Here is a 21,925-nt window from a genome sequence, read left to right on the forward strand (position 1 = left end):
GAACGAATCCCGCGGCCGAACGCAGGCCGGAGACTCCCGCTCAGCGACGGTTGGTGTCGACTCGACGCCCCAGGAGGCCGACGAAGAGGAGCGCCACGAGAGTGAGTCCGACACCGAATCCGGGAATGGAGTCGTCGTCCGTGTCGTCGGACGGTTCGTCCTCACCGACCGAGCGGTCGTCGCCGTCTCCGTCACTGGTGTCGGATTCGGCGTCGTCCGATCCGGTGTCGTCGGATGTGCTGTCGTCGGGTGTGCTGTCGTCGGTGGAGTCGTCTTCCCCGGAGTCGTTTTCGTTCGATTCGTCTTCGTTCGAGGCGTCCTCGTCTGAATCGTCACCACTCGAATCGCCGTCGTCGGATTCGTCTTCAGGTAACTCTTCATCACACGTGCAATTGTCACCGTCGTCTGAATCGTCACTGTCCGACTCGTCGTCATCCGAGCTATCGTCACTCGAGTCGTCATCACTCGAGTCATCGTCGCTCGAGTCATCATCCGAACTATCGTCCGATCCGTCGCTCGAGCCATCGTCGTCGGAGTCGTCAGCAGGCGTCGCGACTTCGAACGTGGTTTCGAACGGAGCCGCGTTTCCACCCTCATCGGCAACCGTGAGCACGACGGTGTGTGAATCGCCATCCTCGAGCTCGAGGTCGAGGGTGGTCTCCGTGGACGTGATCTGCGTTCGGTCGTCGGTCGTCACGGTGACGCCGTCGACTTCGAGACTGATCGAGTTGACGTCGACGCCTGAGAGCGCATCCTCGTAGGTGAAGTGAACGGTCGTTTCGTCGGTGCCTGCCGCGAGTTCGCCCCCATCAGCGGGCGTTACGCTCGTCAGCGTCGGCGCGTCCTCGTCGACGATCAACACGCCGTACGTCGAGAAGCCGTCCACGGTGGCCGTGAGGTGTGGCTCATCGTCGACGGAGACGATGGACGAGGCGACCGGATCCCACGTCTGGCTGCCCTCGTCGTAGTAGTGCAAGCCGACGTCGGTCACGTCGGTTCCCGCCGGCAACGTCGATTCGTCGATCGGCGTCGTGATGGTTGCGCCCTCGATGGTTCCCGTCTCGAGGTGGTAATCGAGGAAGTCATCGAGGTCGGCTGTCAGGAAGGTGACGCCGATAGCGTCGTCGTCGAGATTCGCATTCACGGCCGTTTCCGAGAGCGCGAGGAACAGTTCCTGCGTCTGTAAGGCCTCATCAGCGTCGTCGGCGAGTTCGAACGCGATGGTCGTACCAGTTGCCTCGATTTCGATGACGCCATCGTCCAGGACGAACCCGGTGTGGACGACGGCGGAAGCACTGTCGTCGCCCTCGTTGCCGGCGCGATCGACGCCCGTCACGTCGACGGCGTATTCCCCGGAATCGTCGAACGTGAGTGTACCTGTGAATGTGGTGTTCGAGGGATCCGCCTCGAGATCGGTGACCGTCGGAGCGGTCGCCGCGGTTGTCTGCCCCGTTGTGCCGTCGAAGCTGACGTCCACCGTGGGTAGCTCCGCAAGTGGTTCGTCGCTCTCGATGACGATCGTTGCATCCTCGTGGTCGACGTCCTCGATGCTGACCGCGAGCGACGGCGACTGCCGGTCGATAACCAGCGTTTTCTCAGCCTGATCCATCCCACCGTTGTCGCGGTCGTCGGCGGCGAACGCCGACAGCTCGTAGCGGCCATCGTCGGGAAGCCGCTCGAACGGAATCGACGCAACCCAGGTGTCGCCCTGGCGGCTCGCTTCCGTCGAGACGCTGTAGGTCGTCTCGAGTGAACTGATGAGCACCGTCACCTCCTCGACCGGATGATCGGCGTCGACGGCCACCTCGACAGTGGCATCGTCGCTCGCGTACACGACTGGGCCATCGGTCTCGAGGGCGTCGTCGGCCGAGATGAAGTCGTTCGCACTCGAGTGACCTTCAACGGCGACGATGGTCGGTTCGACGGTTGCCTGAGTCACGACGAGTTGGCCAGTCGATTGGTCACCCAACTCGAGGTCGTAAGTTCCCGGCTGCTCGAGGGTTGCGCTGACGTTGAGCCCCCCGAGGTGGTACCAGCCCGGCTGGAGGGTCACTTCCTGACTACCGAGTTCGATCGGTTCGCCGCCGTCGGCCGGGATGGCGGTTAACGTGATCGTTTCGGGCCCCTCGATGGTGCCGTTCTGATAGATGCCCCCGGTGACGGAGAACTCCTGACCTTCAGCGATCTCGAGCGCGGAGGCGGTGGCGGCGATGACCTGGATGTCCGATTCGGCGGGAAGAACTTCGATGGTACCGGCGTGGCGATCGCCGAGTTCGAGGTCGTACGTGCCCGGTTCCTCGGGAACGTACGTGACGTTGAGTCCGCCAAGGTGATACCAGCCAGGCTGGAGCGTCACTTCCTGTGATCCCACGACAGCCGTTTCGCCGGTCTCGGTGTTCGTTGCGGTCAGTTCAATCTCTTCAGGCCCCTCGATAGTGCCGTTCTGGTAGACGCTTCCGGTGACGTAGAGATCTTCGCCCTCGACCAGTTCGACCTCCGAAACGCCGGCAGCGATGACCTGGATGTCCGATTCGGCGGGAAGAACCTCGATAGTGCCGGCGTGGCGATCGCCGAGTTCGAGGTCGTACTCGCCCGGTTCGTCGGGGATGTACGTAACGTTGAACCCGCCAAGGTGGTACCAGCCCGGTTTCAGTGTTACCTCCTGGGATCCCACGACGATCTTTTCGCCGGTCTCGGTGTTCGTCGCGGTCAGTTCGATCTCCTCTGGCCCCTCGATGGTGCCGTTCTGGTAGACGCTTCCGGTGACGTAGAGGTCTTCGCCCTCGACCAGTTCGATCTCCGAGGCGGAGGCGGCAATCACCTGAACGTCCGATACGGCAGGTCCGACCTCGACTGTCCCGACGTCTCGATCGCCGAGAACCAGGTCGTAGGTACCGGCTTCGTCGGGGACGTACGTGAGGTTGAGCGCGCCGAGGTGGTAGTAACCGGGCTGGAGCGTCACCTCCTGACTGTCGACCACTGCACCCTCCCCGGTTTCCTGGTCGATCGCGATGAGTTCGATCGTTTCCGTCGCTTCGTCGCTCCCGTTCTGGTAGACGCTGCCGGTCACGTGGACTGGTTCGCCTTCGATCACTTCCGCTTCCGAGAGCGACGACGCGATCACCTGAATGTCGGTGGCGATCTCGTTGACGGCGATGGTCGCGACCTCTCGATCACCCAGTTCGAGGTCGTAGGTACCGGCTTCGTCGGGGACGTACGTAACGTTGAGCGCGCCGAGGTGGTAGAAACCGGGCTGGAGGGTTACCTCCTGGGATTCCACGACGGTCGTCTCGCCGGTCTCGGTGTTCGTCGCGGTCAGTTCGATCTCCTGTGGTCCGTCGATATTACCGGCCTGGTAGATGCTGCCAGTGACGGACAGTTCCTCGCCGACATTGACCTCCACCTCTGAGACGCCAGCGCCAATCACCTGAATGTCTGATTCGCCGGGCTCGACTTCGATGGTTCCGGCGTTGCGATCACCAAGTTGGAGTTCGTACGTGCCCGGATCTGGGACAACAGTGACGTTGAGCCCGCCGAGGTGGTACCAGCCGGGCTGAAGCGTCACCTCCTGGGATCCCACGATGGTCGTCTCCCCAGTCTCCTGATTAATAGCGGTGACCTCGATCTCTTCAGGCCCCTCGATAGTACCGTTCTGGTAGATGCTCCCGGTGACGTAGAGATCTTCGCCCTCGACCAGTTCGACCTTCGAAACGCCGGCGGCGATGACCTGGACGTCCGATTCTGCGGGAAGAACCTCGATGGTGCCGGCGTGGTGGTCGCCGAGTTCGATATCGTATGTGCCTGGATCTGGGACGACCGTGACGTTGAGCCCGCCGAGGTGGTACCAGCCGGGATTCAGTGTCTCCACCTGGGTTCCGAGGACCGTAGACTCGCCGGTCTCCTGATCAATGGCGGTGACTTCGATCTCCTGGGGCCCCTCGATAGTGCCGTTCTGGTAGATGCTTCCGGTGACGTAGAGGTCTTCGCCCTCGACCAGTTCGACCTCCGAAACGCCGGCGGCGATGACCTGGATGTCCGATTCGGCGGGAAGAACCTCGATGGTGCCGGCGTGGTGGTCGCCGAGTTCGAGGTCGAAGGTGCCGGCTTCGTCGGGGACGTACGTGACGTTGAGCATACCGAGGTGGTACCAGCCTGGATTCAGTGTTACCTCCTGAGATCCCACGACGGTCGTCTCGCCGGTCTCGGTGTTCGTCGCAGTCAGTTCAACCTCTTCAGGCCCCTCGATGGTGCCGTTCTGGTAAATGCTGCCAGTGACGTACAACACCTCACCTTCGACCAGTTCGATCTCGGAGGGGGCGGCAGCGATCACCTGAATGTCCGATTTCGCGGGTTCGACTTCGATCGTTCCGGCGTTTCTGTCGCCGAGTTTGAGGTCGTAGGAACCGGCGTCGTCCGGTTCGAACGAGGCGGTGATGTTGAGCCCGCCGAGGTGGTACCAGCCCGGCTGGAGCGTCACCGCCTGGCTCCCGAGTTCGATCGAGTCGCCGCCATCTGTCGGGGTGGCGGTTAACGTGATCGCTTCGGGTCCCTCGATTGTGCCGTTCTGATAGATGCTTCCAGTGACGGAGAACGCCTTGCCGCCGACGACTTCGTCGTCCGTTGAGGAGGCGGCGATCACCTGAATGTCCGAGTACTGATGCTCGAGTGAGACGGTGTCGACGACGAGACTGTTGAGCATAATCGTGACCTCGTCGCTGTCGACACCCCCGGGAAGCGTATCTTCGGTCGGCGTCCACGAGAACTCGACGCCATCTCGTTCGAGACCGGGTTCGACCGTGACCGTCTGGCTCATCTCCTCGTCGACGTGGTCGCCGCTGATCGTCATCACGACGGTGACGTCGCCCTCGACGTCGCCGGTGTTGTAGAGATCACCAGTAATCGTCACGACGTCGTCGATGGCTACGTCGGCATGACTCACGGAGCCGCCGTAGACGACGATGTCCGCGTCCTCGAGGACGGTTAGGTCGCCCGCGTGGGTCCCGCTCACGCTCACGTCGAACGTCCCCGCGGTGGCGAACACGTGTGTGAACGCGACCTGGTCGGTGTTGCCCGCCTCGAGCCAGACCGTCTCCGTAGCTACGACGTCGCCGTCGACCTCGAGTGCAACGGTGACATCACCGTCGACGGTCCCCGCGTTTTCGACGGTCGCCGTGATCTTGGTGGACTCGCCTTCGACGAGTTCGTCGGTGTCTAGCGTAGCGTCGATCACGTCCGGAATAGCGTTCGGTTCCTCACTGAACACGCCGAAGGTGCCAAACTCGTCGACATTCGTGGCATAGACGTACTTTTCGGATGTGTTCACTCCCGAATCGTACGATTCGTCACCTGGTGGCGACCAGGTGTCGTTCAGCCGCCAGAGGTCAAGTGTCGTGTCGTCGATACCGGTCAGGTCGGCCGCGTCGTAGTGGGCGAACAAGGTGTCTACGTGTGGTTCCTCGCCCGTCGGGCTGACGTTGACGTATCTCTCGAGTGAGTAGACGTCCGCCGGTAGAGTGTTCGGTTCGTCGGCGACGTCAATTTGGACGTCCTGTGCCTCGAACGAGAGGGTGACACCGTCCAGTTCGAGGTTCGAGACAGGGTTGTTCGTCGCGCCCTGGAACGACTGGAACCCGGAGGCGCTCTCGGTGACCGTTGCATCAATGATCTTATTCCCCGAGGCACCCCACGAGAAGGCGATTCCTGCGGCCTCGCTGTTCGACACCGAGAGGTCGGTGACGGTGTTGTTGTGACTGTCCGATCCAGCGACGAAGCCGTGCCAGCCGCTGTCGGTGATCACGACGTCGGTGAACGTGTTCTCGCTCGATCGGCTGGCGAGGTTGAGTGAACTGCCGCTGTTGTTGTGCAACTCGAGGCCGTGGAACTCGCTGTTGTCGGCGACGCTTAGTTGCACCCCGCTGCCGTCGTTGTCGGCGGCGGTCACCGAGTGGAAGACGTTCCCGGTTACCGGCGTGTTCCACCGGGTGTCGCCTATGAGGAGGATCCCAGCGCCATCGTTCTCGACGGCGGTAACGTTCGTCAGCTGGTTACCGTTACTGTCGTCGACGATGATGCCGTTCCAGCCGTTCCTGGCGACGCTGACGTTCTCGAAGGCGTTGCCCTGGTTGCTCTCGAGGTTCAGCCCGTACATCGTGTTGTCGTTGGCGACAACGTCGGTGAACGTATTCGACGACCCGAACGTGAGGACACCGGCCTGGTTCATTGAGGAATTTAGTCCCACGAACGAGTTCCCGGTAGAGCCCGATTGGACGCTCACGGCACCAGGACTGGACAACCCGCTCAGTTCGTCTTCGTTGCCGTAGGCGTGAACGTCCGTGAACGCGTTGCCGTGACTCGGCCCGCCAGCCCAGCCAACCTGGAGTCCACGATTGTCGTTGTACCGGATCGTAAGGTTCGAGACGTCGTTGTCATTTGCTGAACGGAGGTTGAACCCAGCGCCGTTGTGCTCGGTGACGACGTCCGTGACAGTCCCGTTGGTGGCCTCGTTGTAGTACAGGCCGACATCCCAACCGGAGACCGTCACGTTGCGGACCGTGACGCGGTCGGCCCCGGTGACGGCGATCCCGTACTGGGTTCCGTCGTCGAGGCTCCCGCCCTGGATGGCGTACCCCATTCCGTCGAGAACGACGTCGTCTGCAGTGATCTCGAGGCAAGTTGCGCCACCCGCGAGGTCGTCGGTCAGCACGTAGTTTCCGGCGGCGTCGAGCACCGTACAGGTCTCTATTTCAATCACCTGATCAGAGAGCAGCGTCACCCGATCAGTGGCCGCGTCGTCCGCGCTTCGAACGGTCACCTCGCCCTGGCCGTGGTCGGCTTCGTCGGTCGCCCACGTGAGCGCGACCGTTTCAGTCTCTCCGCCGCCAAGCGTCAGCTCCTGGGAGTCGACGACCGTCCCGTCGAAGCCCTCGAGCTCGATCGTCTGGGTGCCGGCCTCGTCGCCCGTGTTCTCGATCGTGACGGTGACCTCGAGGTCCTCGCCCGCGTTCACAGGCGCGTTGGTCCCATCGATCGACACGTCGAAGAACGCTTCTTCGGGTGGCTGCTCGATTTCGACCGTCTCCACAACCGAGTGACTCGCACTCCGAACGGCGATCTCGTCGGTTCCGATCGTGTCGGCTGCCGTCTGCCACGACAGGCTTACCGACTCGGTCTCCCCACCCTCGAGGGTCAGATCCTCGACGGCGTCTACGACGGTGTCGTTGAAGTCGACCAGTTCGATCGTCTGGGTGTCCGCTTCGTCGTCGAGGTTTTCGACGGTGACGGTGACCGTCAGTACCTCGCCGGCGATTACGGGAGCGTTCGTGCTCTCGATTCCCACTTCGAACGTCGGTCCCGGGGGCAGTTCGCTCCACGGATCGAACAGGACGTTCTGATCGATCGAGTCACCGGTTCCATCCGCTAGTCGCCCGGTGTCCGGATCCTCGACGTCGCCGCTCGGTCCGCTCGTCTCGCCCCACCAGGTGTGTCGGGCGTCCATCGGCCAGGAGGGGTGACTGAGGTCGTAGACAATGCCCTCGGCGTTATCCACAATGTCGTTGAACCGAACGTCGACGTTGTCGACCCGGTAGTGGGCGTATATCCCGACGTCGTTGTTCGTGACGGCGTTGTCGTGAGCGGTCACGTCTCGGATGTACGCAATTCCGTACCCGTCCTTCAGCCCCTCGAGTTCGATCCCGACGCGATTCGCGTCGACCGTGTTAGCCGTGATCTCGGTTTCGTCGGCGTCCTCGTGGATGAGCCCGTAGATTCCGGCCCCGGCGTTGTTCGAAATCGTGTTCCTGTCCACGACGGCATTGGCCGAGTCCTCGAGAATGAGTCCGTGATCGCGGTTGGCCGTGAGCGTACTGTTGGCGATCGAGCTCGAATCGGCCTGGTCGAAGGTGACTCCACCGTAGCTGGCGTTCGAAACGGTGACGCCGTCGACGGTGACGTTACTCGAGCGTGTTGCGTGAACGCCAAGCCCGTCCGAAACCTCCAGGTCGGTTAGCGAGACGTTGTCGGCCAGCGCGACTTGCATCGACGTGAGGTTCTCGCTGACGTCGTCGCCTGTAACCTCCAGGCCGTCAGTCTCGACGAAGATGAGCTGGGTCGCCTCGGCGTCGATAGTCGCGTTATCACCGGCTACGGTCGTGATGTGCCCTCCGTTTACCGTAGTGGCGGTGAAATTGTGTGCGTAGTATTCACTGTCCTCACCGTCGATGAGCACACCCCTCTGGAACTCGTTGGATAGTACACGGCTGTTGGGTGCCTCGTTCAGCAGCAGATCGGCCCGGTTTCCGGCGGCGTAGTTGTGCTCGACTCGAGTCACCGATTGCTCCGAAATGATGATCCCGTACCCGTCGGTATCCGTGATCTCGTTCCAGAGCACCCGGGCTTCGTCGAACCCGGAGTACTCCGATCTCGAGACGCGAACACCGCCGTCTTTACTGCCTGAGATCTCGTTTTGGCTGATCAGAACCTCCGGGGCCCGCGTCACGGAGATGCCGTGCTGGCCGCTGTCGTCGATCGTATTCTCCCGGACGACGATGTCCAGGAGATAATTTATGCGTACGGTTCTCGAGACACGAATCCCGTCACCACCCGATCCGCTGACAGTGTTGTTGGCGACGCTCACGTCCTGTGCATTTATCACGAAGATGTTGTGTTCCGTGCTGTGGGTCACGGTGTTGTTCTCGATCATTGCACGCCGCGGCTGCTCGCTCCAGGAGCCGCCCTGGTATCCGACCTGAATCCCGGCCGTACCGAGAGTGGAACCGTCGTCGGTGTTCGTGACGATATTGTCCCGGATAATCGCGTCGTGGGAGGTCCCGGAGAGGTAAATCCCTCCCCATCCGCTGTTGTTGACGTCGTTTTGTTCGATAACCGCTTCATCGGAGTCGGACCCGACACGAATTCCGTAGGTGTCGGTATTCGTCACCGCGTTCCCAACGATGTGGGTCTGATCGGATTCGTGGACGACGATTCCGTCGCTATTCCCTGTCGCGTTGTTCCCCTCGATGAATCCATCAAATGTACCGAACAGCTCGATACCGTGGCGGTTGCCCTGGAGCTCGTTAGCACGCAGTTCGGGGGCGCTCGAGGAGCGAACGTAAATACCGACACCCAGGTTCGAATCGTCGTGGTCGAGGACGGTGTTCGTCTCGAGCAGCGCCCGTTCGGTGTCGACGATGCTGATCCCGTGTCGATTGTCCGATGCGGTGTTGGATTCGATTTCGACATCGCTGGAATCGGCGAGTCGAATACCGTGGTAGGCGTTTTCTGTGAGCGTATTGCCTCGCAGGAACGCATTATCCGAGCCGCGAACGGTGACCCCGCCGGGCTGGGTCACCAGATACGCCTGGCTATCACTCTGCTGGGTGGTCAACGTACTGTTGGTGACCGTGTTGTTCGAAATCTCTGCACCGTTGCTGAACGCAACCTGGATGCCCGTTGCAACGCCATCGAGTTCGTGACCCGAGACGTTGACGTTCGTCGAATCGACGACAAACACCTGTCCGACGCCATCGGGAACCGTTGGTGCGTCGGCGCCGCTCGTGTAGAACAATTCCTTACCGCCGACGGAGTTTTCATCGACCTCGTGTTCAAAGTGATCGAGGACGTCGCCATCGAGGAAGAGCCCCGTCTCGAGTGTGTTGTCGAGCACGCTCGCGTTCGTCGACTCTTTGAGGATCAGATCGGCTTCGTGACCGGAGGCCGTGGTGTTTTCGACGGTCGTCCCGTCGGACTGGTCGACGATGATCGCCGCGAAATCGTTGTTCATCGCGCTGTTGTTCGTTACCCTCGTATCCGCGGACTCGAGGACGATGATTCCCGTCCCCTCCGAAAGAACGCCGGCGTTCTCCCACACCACGTTCCCGTCGACGGCGACGGAACTCGAGTCCTCGACGACGATCCCCTCGGTGTTGTCGGCGACGTCGTTGTGACTGACGTTGGTCCCATCCGCACCGAGGACGTGAATGCCGTACTCGCTGCCGGTCGTGACGGTGTTCGTCACCACCCCGCCGATAGCGTTGGTGACCGTAACGCCGGTTTCGTCGTTATTCGATACGGTATTTTTGTCGACGACGGTCCCCACTGAATCGGATACACCGACACCGCTATGACCGTTTTCACTGAGTCCGTTCTCGACGACCGAAACGCCGTTTGACGCCGAAACGTGGATGCCATCGTCCCCGTTATTCGCCCCGTTATTGGTCGAGGCCGTCACGTCGAGCCCGTTCGAAATGAAGATGCCGTGTCGATCGTTTCCGGTCGCGTCGGTGTTCGTGAGGAGCGTCCCGTCTGAATCGACCACTCGAACGCCGTCACCGTTGTTCGTCGCTGTATTGTTCTCGACGGTGCTCTCATCGTCTCGTGCGAGGTGAATCCCGGCGTCTCCATTATTGGAGACGGTGTTTCGCGTAAGCATTGCTCCCGCCGATTCGGCAATCTGGATCCCTATGGACGCGCTGTCAGTCGCCGTGACGTTTTCGACCAGCGCCCCGTCAGAGCCGACGATGTACAGCCCGATATGGTGGGTATTCGTCGTCTCGAGGTCCGTAATCTGCGCCCCGTCACTGAACGCGACCTGCAGGCCAACGGGGACGTCGTTGAACGAGCCGCCCGTGATCGAGACGTCGCTCGAGTCGACGATAATGGCCTGAGCGGCATCTTCAGGTATAGCCGGATCGGCGGCCCCCGAGACGTAATAGAGCGATCCGTCACCAACTGCGTTGTTCGTAACCGAGTGATCGAAGTGGGCGAGATCGGTTCCGTCGAAAACGACGCCCGAATCGAACGTGTTCTCCGTGAGCGTGAGGTTTGTTGACGACTCGAGGAGGAAGTCGATTCCTGCTCCGCTACCGGTAACGGTATTATTCTCGACGAGCGCGCCATTCGTCGACTGAACGTAGATCCCGTACTCGTCGACGTTGGCGATCTGGTTGTTCACCACGACGGCGTCGTCTGCGTTCTCGAGGACGATCCCGCCGCGTTGATTGCTAAAGTCGTTGTCCGAGATGGTAACGCCGAGCGAATCTGAAACCACGAAGCGTGTTCCGTCTCCGTTCGTATTGTCGCTGATCTCGTTGCCCGTCACGAGCAGTCCATCGGCGTGAGAGACGTTGATGTCGTGTCCATTGCCGGTGATCGTATTGTTCAGCAACTCCACGTTCGAAGCGTTCGAGATCGTTAGCGTCGATTCGCCGTTCCAGTCGGTGTGTTTAGTGATCTCACTTTCCGAGAGGCGGACGTCATCCGAATCGTAAATGGCGAATCCCTCGTCGCCGTTGTCTGCGATGGAGACGTTTTTCAGGTGCGTTTCATGAGCGTTCTCGAGAAGAACACCGTACTCGTCGAAGTATTCGACGGTGAGGTTCTGAATCGTGACTCCCGTCGCCCCGTCGATGTGAATTCCCTTGTCGGCCTGATACGGCGCTGAAACGGCCGTTTCTTCGGCTCCGACTGCGACGAGGGCGATGTCATCGGTCGTTATCACCAGTTCCTCGTTGTACGTCCCGGGCTCGATACAGATCGTCTCTCCAGGAGCGGCCTCGTCGATCGCATCCTGTATACTGTCCTCCTCCGAAACCACGGTACAGTCCTCGAGATCCAGATCAGTCAAAGACGGCGAATCGGTCGTCTGGGCCGCCGCGACACCGAACGGGACGAACACCGAACTGACCATTACCACCGAGCACAAAATCGCAAATAATCGATAACGTGTACAATTCCTTGACGTTCTTCGATTCATGAACGAGACACTCACCCATCATGTATATACTCGCGCTAACGCCCTGGTGAGTGAGTAAGGTACCGCGAGGTAACCTGAAAACCGGATAGCCACCCCTCAATATTTTGAGCCGAGTCTCAGGAGACGGGATCCGTCACTCCTCGAGTTCGTCGAGTCGGTTTCGGGCCTGTGTGTACGCCTCAGTTGTTGCCAACTGATCGTGGGAATAGAGTGACTGAAAGAACGATAGTCGATTTTCCAGCGCGGCCCGTTCGCGTTCCCGAGGGGGTTCGTCACGCCGTTCCAGTTGGCGCTGAATCACCTCGAGCATCGTCTTACGGACGATCGGTTTTCGAAGAATCTCGTCACAGTTCGTGTCGAGTAAATTGACCTCGGGTCGATCGCCAACGAGAACTACCGTCCGACACGGTGGGTCGGCCGTCTCGTGGATTCGCCGAAACGTGCCACCGGGCAGTCCTTCATCTACGAGCAGAATATCGGGATCGCTGTCGAGCTGGGCGCGCAAATCAGCATCGGTGTGCGCCTGGATTACGTTGTACTGATCGCTCAGCCATGCGCCGTACATATCCGTGATCCGTCGATCGGAACCGGCGAGTACGACCGCCGGTGCCGTTGATTTCAGGTGTCGGTTCCCCCAGATAGTCAACGCCTCGAAGACCGGCTTCATATCGTGACCTGTGTCCGTCAGTTCGTACTCGACTCGAAGCGGTGATTCGCTCAACACGTTTCGTCGAACTAGACCGGTTTCGCGGAGTGTGCCGAGGGTTTCAGTCAGAACTTTTCCGGAGATCTCGGGAATCGCCTCGAGGAGTTCGTTGAACCCCATGGGGCCACGGTGAATAAGGTGAACGAGGACGACGGGTTGCCACTTTTTCGAGAGCAGCGAAAGGACCTCGAGCACGAGTTCCCCATCGACCGACCCGCCAACGTCGTGCCGATTCATGGGGTGCGTTTCTACGGAAACCATATAACAGTTCGCTACACAGTTGACACTGACGTTCGCACACCCATGCCATCGCTCGCCTATCTTCGCCGTTCACCCGTTGCTATCTCCGGAATTCGGCCCGTTCGGACCGGGTGGATAGCTCGAATTCTGGCCCGCAGGCCGAGGTGATCGTGTGGAAACCGCTCGCTCACCCGATCAGGCTGACATCGACCTGCTGCTCGTCGAGGATAACCTGGACGACGCTCGGTTCGTCGAGCGTCTCATCGACGAGTATCAATCGCGGCGCAGTGGTAGCGAAAGCGAAGAATCGCTCGTAATCAGTTCGCTCGATCACGTGGATCGGCTCGGCGAAGGAATCGAGCGGGTTCAGACGGAGCCACCGGACGTTATTTTACTCGACCTGATGCTTCCGGATAGCAGGGGTATCGAAACGGTCGAACGGATGGTCGAATCCACACCAGGTATTCCCGTAGTCGTCTTAACCGGACAAAATGAGAACGAGATTGGTATCGAGGCTATCCGGCGTGGCGCACAGGATTACCTGACTAAGGGGACGACGACGGGAGAACTCATCGTTCGAACGGTACGATACGCTATCGAGCGGATGCACACCCAGCGCGCAATCGTCGATCGAAACCACCGACTCGCGCTGTTGAACCAGCTCGTCCGACAGGACATCCGAAACGACGTGAGCATGATCGTCGGTTTAGGTGATCAGCTCCGAACGCAGGTCGATTCGACGGAAAAAGAGACGATCGAGTCGCTCTTGAAGGCTGCTGAACACGCCGTCGACCTCACCGACACAGCAGCGGAGGTGATGGACGTTCTCGCGGCAACTGAGGTGGGACGTGAACCCTGTAACCTCCTCCCGATCCTCGAGACGAGTATTGAACGCCTGCAGCACGAGCACGACGTGGACCTCACCTTCGAACGACGCTATCTCGCTGACACACCGCTGATCGTTTCCGCCTCACCGATGCTCGAATCGGTCTTCGATCACCTGCTGTCGAACGCTGTCGAGCACTCACCGCAGACAACGCCGCAAGTGACCGTAACCATCGATGCGACAGCCGACCGAGTGACCGTGGAAATAGCCGACGATGGTATCGGTATCGCCGACGCTCAAAAGGCGCTGCTCGTGGATCCGGCCACACACTCCGATATCCGGTCGGGGATCGGCGTCGGTTTCTATCTGGTCACGACGTTGCTCGACGTCTTCGACGGCACCCTCGAGATTGCGGATAACCACCCCCGTGGAACCAGTATTACCGTTTCACTCAGACGCGTCAACAACCAGTAAAAATACCTTACTCGCCAATATTCTTCTTTCCGTTACCGGAACAGATGTCGATCCGACACGGCCTGAGGACCTGTCCCGATTGCACACCCGAGCAAGAAAGTATTTGTGACTGGAAATTCATCCTAAATGACATGCAAGCAGTTGTTCTGGCCGCGGGTAAGGGGACGCGATTGCGACCACTGACTGACGACAAACCGAAGGGGATGGTCGAAGTCGCCGGAAAGCCAATTTTGACTCACTGTCTCAAGCAAGTCGTCGACCTTGGGGCCGACGAGTTGATCATTGTCGTCGGCTACGAGAAAGAGAAGATCATCGAACACTACGGCGATGATTTCCAGGATGTCCCGACCACCTATACGCACCAACGCGAACAGAAAGGGCTGGCTCATGCATTACTCACCGTCGAGGAGCACATCGACGACGACTTCATGCTGATCCTCGGGGACAACATCTTCCAGGCAAACCTCAGCGATGTCATCAACCGACAACGAGAGGACCGGGCGGACGCGGCGTTCCTCGTCGAGGAGGTTCCCTGGGAGGAGGCCTCCCGGTATGGCGTCTGTGATACGAACAAGTACGGCGAGATCACCGACGTCGTCGAGAAACCCGAGGAGCCGCCATCCAATCTGGTGATGACCGGCTTCTACACGTTCACGCCGGCGATCTTCCACGCCTGCCACCTGGTCCAGCCCAGCAATCGCGGCGAGTACGAGATCAGCGAGGCCATCGACCTGTTGATCCAGTCCGGGCGGACCATCGACGCCATCGCTATCGACGGCTGGCGAGCCGACATTGGCTACCCGGAGGATCGTGACGCAGCCGAGGAACGCATAGAAGAAGACCTCGAGACACCGACGGCCTAAGGGTTCGCCTTCTTCAGTGCGGTATTCGTCTGTCTTTCTTTGAGCAGCGAGAGAGTCCTGTCATTCACGGCGGCTCCAATACTCAAGGACTTCTGACAGGAGCCACAAACCTTTGATTAGCTCAACGGGTATGCACCCGGATAGTACCGTTCGTACGTTTGCAGAGTAGAACTACGGCTCGTCCGGACGCGGCGCGTTCTCGTACTTGACCATTTTCTCGGGCTTTTCGGTGATCGATTCGTAGATCCGTTGGAGCGTCTCTTCGGCCGCGAGGAGGTTGTGGGCCTCGAGGAATTCACGGCCCTCGTCGGTGAGTCCATAGAACTTCCAGGGGTAGCCCTGTGGGCGCTTATCGTCGTCGAGCACGACCTCTTTAACGATACCAGAGTCGATCAACTTCTGGATGTGCTTATAGACGGTGGCATCGCTGACGCTGGGGTTGAGCGCCTCGAGTTCGTACATCGAGGGGAGCTGGTCGGGATGCTGGTGGCTGCTGTTGATGAGCGCAAATTGAGTTTGCTGGGTGGCATAACCCTGCCGAGGAACATTTGATCTATTGATGATCAACCCGCTATAATGAGGGCAAGTTGCACAGTCTTGCCGCTGATAAAGGTAAAGATTATTAATATGTTCGCGAAAGAGCACCCAATATGAGACAGATCGCTGATAGGGCGCGCGTGTATCTGTGGCCAAACCGCCGAAAATTGGAGTTAGTGGTTGTCCTCGGATCGGTGTTTCTTTTTGTTATCTACCAGTTCGTAGATAGGGCATCCTATATTAATTTCACTATTGAGCAGAACATCCTCCTCATTTGTATTTTCATTCTGTTGTTTTTGGAAGGAATGGCTACGGAACTCACGAGAGCAACGGACCAGATTCGAAACGACGTCTCTATTATTCCTGGCCAGGGCCAGGGGAGCAAATCAAATCTCAAACGGACACTCTCTGATTATATAGCGTCTTACAGACCAAATGAGGTGAAAATGATTGAGTACAGCTCGTCAACGGTCGATTCTATCATCGAAGATGCTGTCCGCGAAGGCGCAGAAATCAAATTGCTACTGAAACACCCAGATAGCACGATTCCAAAGAACCAGCCAGATAAGATACTCAACCAGGTAAAAAGTCTCCATTCTGATTTAAATGGCTATCAAAATATGGAAATTCGATTCTACAGACAACCAGCGGGCTTACGAGCAAGGAAATTTGATAACGATCTTATCAACTGTGGCTGGTATACTTATCAGTACGATGAAATACGTGGCACACACCTCAAAGGGCATACTAACCCAACTGTTTTATTGTCGGCCGAGGAAACTGAAGAATACAGATACATGGAAGACCTGTTTGACCGAATATTTATCAATTTATGGGAGAACGCGACTACCTTAGAAGAGATCTATGAAAATGATGAAGAATATACTGGCGAAGCAGTATTGGCATTCCGTAGATGGGTAGACCAGAAAGGATGTGAAAACTGGGTTAAATCTTTGTCTGGTAATAGAATTAACACGGCTGAACTCCACGCATGATTGATCAGAAGGTAGCACTTGTGACTGGAGCGGGACAGGGAATCGGTGCGGCAATCGCTGAAAAACTCTCCAGCGAAGGATACACGGTAGTCGTAAACGATGTCGATACGGATAAAGCACAAATAGTGGCTGAGCGAATCGACAACTCCGCTATCGAAACCATGCCAGTAGTCGCAGATGTCTCTTCTAAGTCAGAGGTTGAGAAGCTGGTATCGAGGGTTATTGACACTTTCGGCCGTATCGATGTTCTTGTTAACAATGCTGGTGTCCAGACGATTGCACCATTTTTGGACCTGAAAGAGAGCGAGTGGGATCAGGTATTGGATACCAATTTGAAAGGTGTGTTTCTTCTTACTCAGCAGGTGGCATCTACGATGATTGACAACGGTATCGAAGGAAATGTTGTAAATATCACTAGTATACACCAGGATATTCCAAGAAAAGAGAAGAATCACTACGACGCATCAAAAGCCGGTGCATGGATGTTGACACAAGAGATTGCGCTCGAACTGGCAGAATACGGTATTAACGTGAACGCAGTAGCACCTGGTGCTATCCAAACTCCAATGAACAGGGAAATAATGGAATCCGATGAGTTACGCGAAGAGGTCAATGCCAAAACTCCATGGAACCGGATGGGCAAGCCAGAGGAGGTTGCCGATATTGTCGCATTTCTAGCGTCGGATACGGCGGAATATGTTACTGGCAGTTATCTCAGAGTTGATGGCGGTCGTAGTCTGGTGTGACGACTAACCCCTCCCACTAGGTGGTAGCAATTATTGTGCGAACGCGCTCTGCTCGCTCAGACGCCTCTTTCACAGAAGTTGCTTCAGCATAGACTCGCACAAACGGTTCTGTACCACTTGGCCGAACAAGAATCCACCCATCATCGAGGTCTACACGGTAGCCATCCATCGTCGTAACCGGTCCATCAGCCGTTTCTGCCCATGTCGACGCACGTGAAAGAATTTTATCACGGTCTGCTGTAGTATCGTATGGAATGTTCTTCCGTCGCAGATAATAACCATCGTACGGAGCAACGACCGTACTGGCTGAACGCCCGGCTATCAACTGAAGGAATTTTGCCGCCACATAGCCACCGTCGCGGTTCAGACGGTGATTCGGATAAATTATCCCACCATTCCCTTCACCTGCTATTGAAACTGATTCTCCCTCGTTTTGAATAGCCTTTACGCGACTCAAGATGTAGCTATTGCCAATTGGTGTGTATTCAATTGAGGCATCATTCTTCCTGACGACATCCGCTAGTCTCTGTGAGGTATTAAATGCAGTTACAACAGTGTCACCTGGAGAGAGCTCAGCGTCAGCAAGTGCTGCAAGTGCCGTATCCCCTTCTATGAAATCCCCGTTCTCGTCCACGAAAATCACTCTATCCGCATCACCATCATGGGCAATTCCCAGGTCAGCGCCAATGGCAGGAACTGTTCGTATTAAATCACTAAGGCCCTCTTCGGTCGGTTCCGGATTCCGTCCCGGGAAGTTCCCATCAGGGTGCGTATTGAGTGTTATAACCTTACAACCCAGCATTTGGAGTAGAGTTGGTGATGTTAATGCACCTGCGCCATGGCCGGCGTCAAGGACCACTAATGGACGTTGATTCTCTATAACCGAACTATCTATTTCTGAAATAACACTCTCTATATATTCAGTATTTGCATCTTTGACTCGGTAGACCTGGCCGATCTCATTCCATTCAGGAACTGATAACTCATCTGATCCCATCATCTCTCTAACTGCTTTCACTGAATTTCGTTCAAGAACCATTCCACGAGGACCAATCAGTTTTATCCCATTATACTCTGGCGGATTATGGGATGCCGTAATCTGTAGCGCCGGGGTTGTATTCACTTCGGCAAATCGTTGAATAGAAGGGGTGGGTACCACACCGAGCCGGGTGACGTTCACCCCAGAACTTCTCAGACCAACTACAGCTGCGTCTGCAAGCATCTCTCCTGTTAATCGAGTATCGCGGCCGACTGCAATGTGGTTAGTATCTAAATACGCTGCTGTAGCCTTACTGATACGCATGATGAACTCTGGCGAGATCTCCTTATTGGCAATCCCTCGAGCACCCATTCGACCAAATGTCATGCCAGACACTCTTATGGGGACTATCAAATCCATTTCGGCCGGTAAGTACCACTAGCACGGTTCGGAATGGCCAAGAGGATGATGGCACTGTCTCTGCATCCACGAAAAATTGCTGTTGGCGACCTGAGCGAGATTCGTAAGAACGAGAATGGCGAGTCTCGGAACTGAGGTCGGAGTAGAAACAAGAAACTCCACGGGTGGGAGTTTGACTGCTTCACGAACTTGCTCGAATACAAGGCCGAGGAACACAGCACCCTCGTTGACTGTGTTTCGGAGCGAGATACGTCGAAGACGTGTTCGTGTTGTGGGCGCAAGCGTGATGCGAATCGTGTAGAGCGTAGGTTATACGTCTGTGATTTGTGCGGCGTGGTAATGAACGCGGATGTAAACAGTGCGGTGAACATCAGAAGCAGGATAACTCAGAGTCCTCCGACGGAGGATAGGGTAACGGTCGGTTGGCACGGTCAGTAGCCTACCTGTTCAATCAAACCTCGGGGCATTTCGCACCGAGCGAACAGGCCGGTTGCAAACCGTAATATCTCAACACTGAACAAATCGGAGATTTGCGAGGGACGCGAATCTTCGATTCGCTTGACCCGGGATCCTCGCGCTTCAGCGCAGGGGGATATCAAACCCTCAACTGATACTATCTCTAACATCTGATTTTCAATCTCGTAGCCTCCCTCCCCACCTTCGAAACTCCACTTCAAATGCATCGTTCTAATGGTTGAAATCGCAATGTATAGTGATTTATCGGCGTCTTCTCGTAGAATCAAGCGGATGTGACTCCGCTAGACGAGTAGAGGAGGTGCTCTCGGCTATCACCGCTCGCTCTCCACGCTCGGATGTGGCTCGCTAGGGATGTGTTTGAGATAGCCGTCTCTGTCTTCCTCACCGAAGTACTCGTTGAACAGGGCCGTCGCCCATTCGTAGCTCGTGTAACCGTCAAGGTGATGGGCGCCGCCGGCAACCGCCCAGTACGTCACCTTGTGTTCGACCAAGACACGGTCTTTCAACCGCGAGAGCGCGGTACTGACTGCGCCTTCTCCAGGGCCAGTCTGGGAGGCAATTTCGCTTGCTTTGAACGCATAGTCCTCGTGTGCCACAAGAAACCCAAGAACCTAATCCGAAGTGGAAACGTCCTCGAGTTCACCGTCGCTCGCATTCTCGAAGGTGGCTTGATCGATGGACATGGTAAACGGGATACGATGTCCAGCGTGAAGCTGGTCGCTTGTGGTGTACCTATCCGACGAGAGGGGTAAACGGGATACGATGTCTAGTATGTAGGGTGTTAGATTTGAAATCCACGTAACCACTGAAAGCGATGACGTCGGCGGGTATCGAGCCATGAGTAATTTACCTGCAAAGGAGTGCTCACGCCGTGTCGATCTCGGGGATCACGAACCGGAGGTAGTAGGCCTCACGGGTGTACGCGGCGTCCATCGACGGAGCGCTGTCCTGGACATACACGTGCGTGTCGACGAGTTCCTCGTCGTAGTGGACGATCAGATCGCCCGTTTGGGCCGACCCCGTATTCTGGACGTCGCCAATGGCCAGCGCGCCGTACAGTTCGAGTTCGCCGTGCATGTACAGGGTCGATTCGGAAGCGTGGATGTACCCCGTTAGTGAGATAGTATCGGGCTCGGCGCGTTCGCCCCGTCGTTCTTCGCCCGCCTGGATATCACCGACGGCGAAGACCTGCACGGCGGACGCCCGATGGGGGTTGCCGGCAGTTTCGATCCGGACGTCATCGCCTAGGTCGAGATTGCCGGTCACATACACCCGGAGATCCTCTTCGGCGACGATCGTCGTGTTCTCGAGGGTGAGATTGCCAGCGACGAACAGCGAGGTATCATCGGCCAGGCGGAGGGTCTCATCCCTAACCTCGAGGTCGTCGCTCGTGTGGTACGACCCGCCGGCTTCGAGGGGAGTCAGGTCCGACGTTCCGAGCTGGGCGCCCTGGGTCGACTCCTGTGCGGCGATGACGTCGCCCGTGGGCACCGGCACGGAGACGTTGTCGGCGTACTCGACGACCTGGTCGTCCTCGAGCCAGGGGCCGGGATTGATCGACTCACTGGAGATGGCACGTTCGATCTGCAGGTCGACTGTGCCCCCACCGCCTGCCGCAAAGTCGAGCGCGTTCGGCGAGCGAATCGTCGCGTTGGCCCCGCGATTGCCACCACCATAGGCCCCCGCCGAGGAGACGTAGCTGTCGACCTGCAGGCGGTCGATCTCGCCGACCGTCACACCCCCTGTCTCGCCGAACGCGATCGCCGAGGAAACGGTCGGCGGCCGTGGCGCGTTCCCCCCTTCGAAGACCACCTCGACGGTCTCAGCATCGACCAGCCGCGCATCACCGCTCCCTTCGAGCGCCTCGTACCAGGCCGGCGCGTACTCGCTGTGAACGGTGAGGGTCACGTTGGCGGTCGGATCATCGACCCGAATCGCCGTCGTCCCCGTCCGCTCGAGGTCGCCAGAAAACCGCTCGCCGGCAAGTCGCGGCACCGTGACCTGCGTCGACCGAGCGTGCGTCTCGACGGCCGGCTGTCCGATTGCTCGACCATCCTGCACCACGAGGCCGCCTTCGTACACCAGGTCGTCGGTCACCAGTCGCCCCATCGACTCGTTGTATGCCTCCTGGCCGTCCACCGTGATGACGAGCCGCCCACCCTCGACCCGGTCGTACGGTTCCTCGAGGCCGACTGCCTGGCGATCGCCTTCACCCAGCGAGGCAATCTCGTGGGCGACCGTCTGCATCTCGAGGCGATCCCGCTCTGTCTCGGCTTCGTCTTGCACTAGCTCTAACCCGCTGACTCCCACCGTCGCAATCGCCGTTGCTCCCACCAGTACCATCCCAAAGAGGAGAACGACCCCGAGAACCTCCGTCTGTGCACGCCCCATGGCGTGTCAGCCCAACGGTGGTATACATACACATTATGGCGAGTTTAACATTCTGCAAATCGAATGGGTTGCCTAACCGACGGGGTAACACGGGTAGGCGGCCAAATGGACTGTCCAGGACGCTCGAGCGACGCACCGACCTAACTACGAATCCGGATCGACGAGTTCTGCCTGCCCGGCGGTCCCTTCGACCTCGGTCACGCGGACGGTCGCCTGGATGCCCATCACTTCTTCCTCGAGAAAGAGAACGAATCCACCGTCAGTCTTGCACACGAGCGTCCCGTCGGGCTTCTCGTCGACGATGTCGACGGTTAGTTCGTCGCCCGGTTCGGGCTTTCCACCGAGGGGTTCGCCACATCGCCAGCACTCCGTATCGTACGCTGGCGTGCCTTCAGGCGCGTTGTTCGCGCCGCACCTCGGCGTATCACATTTGATGAACGTCTCGTGTTCGCCTGGTAGATAACGTCCCACGCCACCACTGTCGAGAGCCAGGAGCAAAAAGGTCGTTCATTCCTCGAAGCG

Annotated in this window: 10 protein-coding genes and 2 pseudogenes; 5 read left to right on the forward strand and 7 right to left on the reverse strand. The window is 58.0% G+C overall.

Going from position 1 to position 21,925, the window contains the following annotated elements; translation table 11 throughout:
* Window positions 1-40 precede the first annotated feature (40 nt).
* Both NGM15_RS15685 and NGM15_RS15690 read right to left on the reverse strand, forming a co-directional pair.
* Complete coding sequence (locus NGM15_RS15685) at window positions 41-11,683, reverse strand: right-handed parallel beta-helix repeat-containing protein (protein WP_253432954.1); 11,643 nt, start codon at window positions 11,681-11,683, stop codon at window positions 41-43.
* Window positions 11,684-11,882: 199 nt separating this feature from the next.
* A complete protein-coding gene (locus tag NGM15_RS15690) occupies window positions 11,883-12,692 on the reverse strand; it encodes a winged helix-turn-helix transcriptional regulator (RefSeq protein WP_253432957.1) in 810 nt (269 codons plus the stop codon).
* A gap of 175 nt (window positions 12,693-12,867) precedes the next feature.
* On the opposite strand from NGM15_RS15690, the gene NGM15_RS15695 reads away from it, so the two are divergent.
* Window positions 12,868-13,995: an ATP-binding response regulator gene (locus NGM15_RS15695; protein ID WP_253432959.1), complete on the forward strand. Its 1,128-nt coding sequence runs from the start codon at window positions 12,868-12,870 to the stop codon at window positions 13,993-13,995.
* Between the two features lie 131 nt (window positions 13,996-14,126).
* Window positions 14,127-14,858, forward strand: a complete 732-nt coding sequence (gene aglF / locus NGM15_RS15700; protein WP_253432961.1) for a UTP--glucose-1-phosphate uridylyltransferase AglF — start codon at window positions 14,127-14,129, stop codon at window positions 14,856-14,858.
* Between the two features lie 171 nt (window positions 14,859-15,029).
* On the opposite strand, the gene NGM15_RS15705 is transcribed toward aglF, so the two are convergent.
* Window positions 15,030-15,425, reverse strand: coding sequence for a MarR family winged helix-turn-helix transcriptional regulator (locus NGM15_RS15705; protein ID WP_253432964.1), 396 nt, complete (start codon window positions 15,423-15,425; stop codon window positions 15,030-15,032).
* 83 nt (window positions 15,426-15,508) lie between these two features.
* Here NGM15_RS15705 and NGM15_RS15710 point away from each other — a divergent pair, with 83 nt between their 5' ends.
* Together NGM15_RS15710 and NGM15_RS15715 are read left to right on the forward strand one after the other, a co-directional pair.
* Window positions 15,509-16,390 carry a hypothetical protein gene (locus NGM15_RS15710; protein ID WP_253432966.1) on the forward strand — a complete coding sequence of 294 codons (882 nt, stop codon included), beginning with the start codon at window positions 15,509-15,511 and terminating at the stop codon, window positions 16,388-16,390.
* A complete protein-coding gene (locus tag NGM15_RS15715) occupies window positions 16,387-17,136 on the forward strand; it encodes an SDR family NAD(P)-dependent oxidoreductase (protein WP_253432969.1) in 750 nt (249 codons plus the stop codon). The genes NGM15_RS15710 and NGM15_RS15715 overlap by 4 nt, the downstream gene beginning before the upstream one ends.
* 16 nt (window positions 17,137-17,152) lie before the next feature.
* On the opposite strand, the gene glmM is transcribed toward NGM15_RS15715, so the two are convergent.
* The gene (glmM, locus tag NGM15_RS15720) at window positions 17,153-18,502 is read right to left on the reverse strand and encodes a phosphoglucosamine mutase (protein WP_253432972.1); all 1,350 of its coding nucleotides are present in this window, start codon (window positions 18,500-18,502) and stop codon (window positions 17,153-17,155) included.
* A gap of 105 nt (window positions 18,503-18,607) precedes the next feature.
* Between glmM and NGM15_RS15725 the strand changes: the two are divergent.
* Window positions 18,608-19,038: pseudogene (locus NGM15_RS15725) on the forward strand (zinc ribbon domain-containing protein); the annotation flags it as partial.
* A 285-nt stretch (window positions 19,039-19,323) separates the two neighbouring features.
* Here the strand turns inward: NGM15_RS15725 and NGM15_RS15730 are convergent.
* From NGM15_RS15730 to NGM15_RS15740, 3 genes and pseudogenes are all read right to left on the reverse strand, one after another.
* A pseudogene (locus tag NGM15_RS15730) lies at window positions 19,324-19,695 on the reverse strand (MarR family transcriptional regulator).
* Window positions 19,696-19,876: 181 nt separating this feature from the next.
* A complete protein-coding gene (locus tag NGM15_RS15735; RefSeq protein ID WP_253432975.1) occupies window positions 19,877-21,403 on the reverse strand; it encodes a DUF7289 family protein in 1,527 nt (508 codons plus the stop codon).
* Between the two features lie 144 nt (window positions 21,404-21,547).
* A complete protein-coding gene (locus NGM15_RS15740; RefSeq protein WP_253432978.1) occupies window positions 21,548-21,874 on the reverse strand; it encodes a TRAM domain-containing protein in 327 nt (108 codons plus the stop codon).
* Window positions 21,875-21,925 lie beyond the last annotated feature (51 nt).

Origin of the sequence: Natronosalvus halobius (assembly GCF_024138145.1) — an archaeon.
GTDB lineage: Archaea > Halobacteriota > Halobacteria > Halobacteriales > Natrialbaceae > Natronosalvus > Natronosalvus halobius.

What these genes read in the sequence shown, in the direction of transcription:
- NGM15_RS15715 (WP_253432969.1), top strand. Translation starts at nt 16,387, where the DNA reads ATGATTGATCAGAAGGTAGCACTTGTGACTGGAGCGGGACAGGGAATC.
- glmM (WP_253432972.1), bottom strand. Translation starts at nt 18,502, where the DNA reads ATGACATTTGGTCGAATGGGTGCTCGAGGGATTGCCAATAAGGAGATC.
- aglF (WP_253432961.1), top strand. Translation starts at nt 14,127, where the DNA reads ATGCAAGCAGTTGTTCTGGCCGCGGGTAAGGGGACGCGATTGCGACCA.
- NGM15_RS15735 (WP_253432975.1), bottom strand. Translation starts at nt 21,403, where the DNA reads ATGGGGCGTGCACAGACGGAGGTTCTCGGGGTCGTTCTCCTCTTTGGG.
- NGM15_RS15690 (WP_253432957.1), bottom strand. Translation starts at nt 12,692, where the DNA reads ATGAATCGGCACGACGTTGGCGGGTCGGTCGATGGGGAACTCGTGCTC.
- NGM15_RS15685 (WP_253432954.1), bottom strand. Translation starts at nt 11,683, where the DNA reads ATGGTCAGTTCGGTGTTCGTCCCGTTCGGTGTCGCGGCGGCCCAGACG.
- NGM15_RS15710 (WP_253432966.1), top strand. Translation starts at nt 15,509, where the DNA reads ATGAGACAGATCGCTGATAGGGCGCGCGTGTATCTGTGGCCAAACCGC.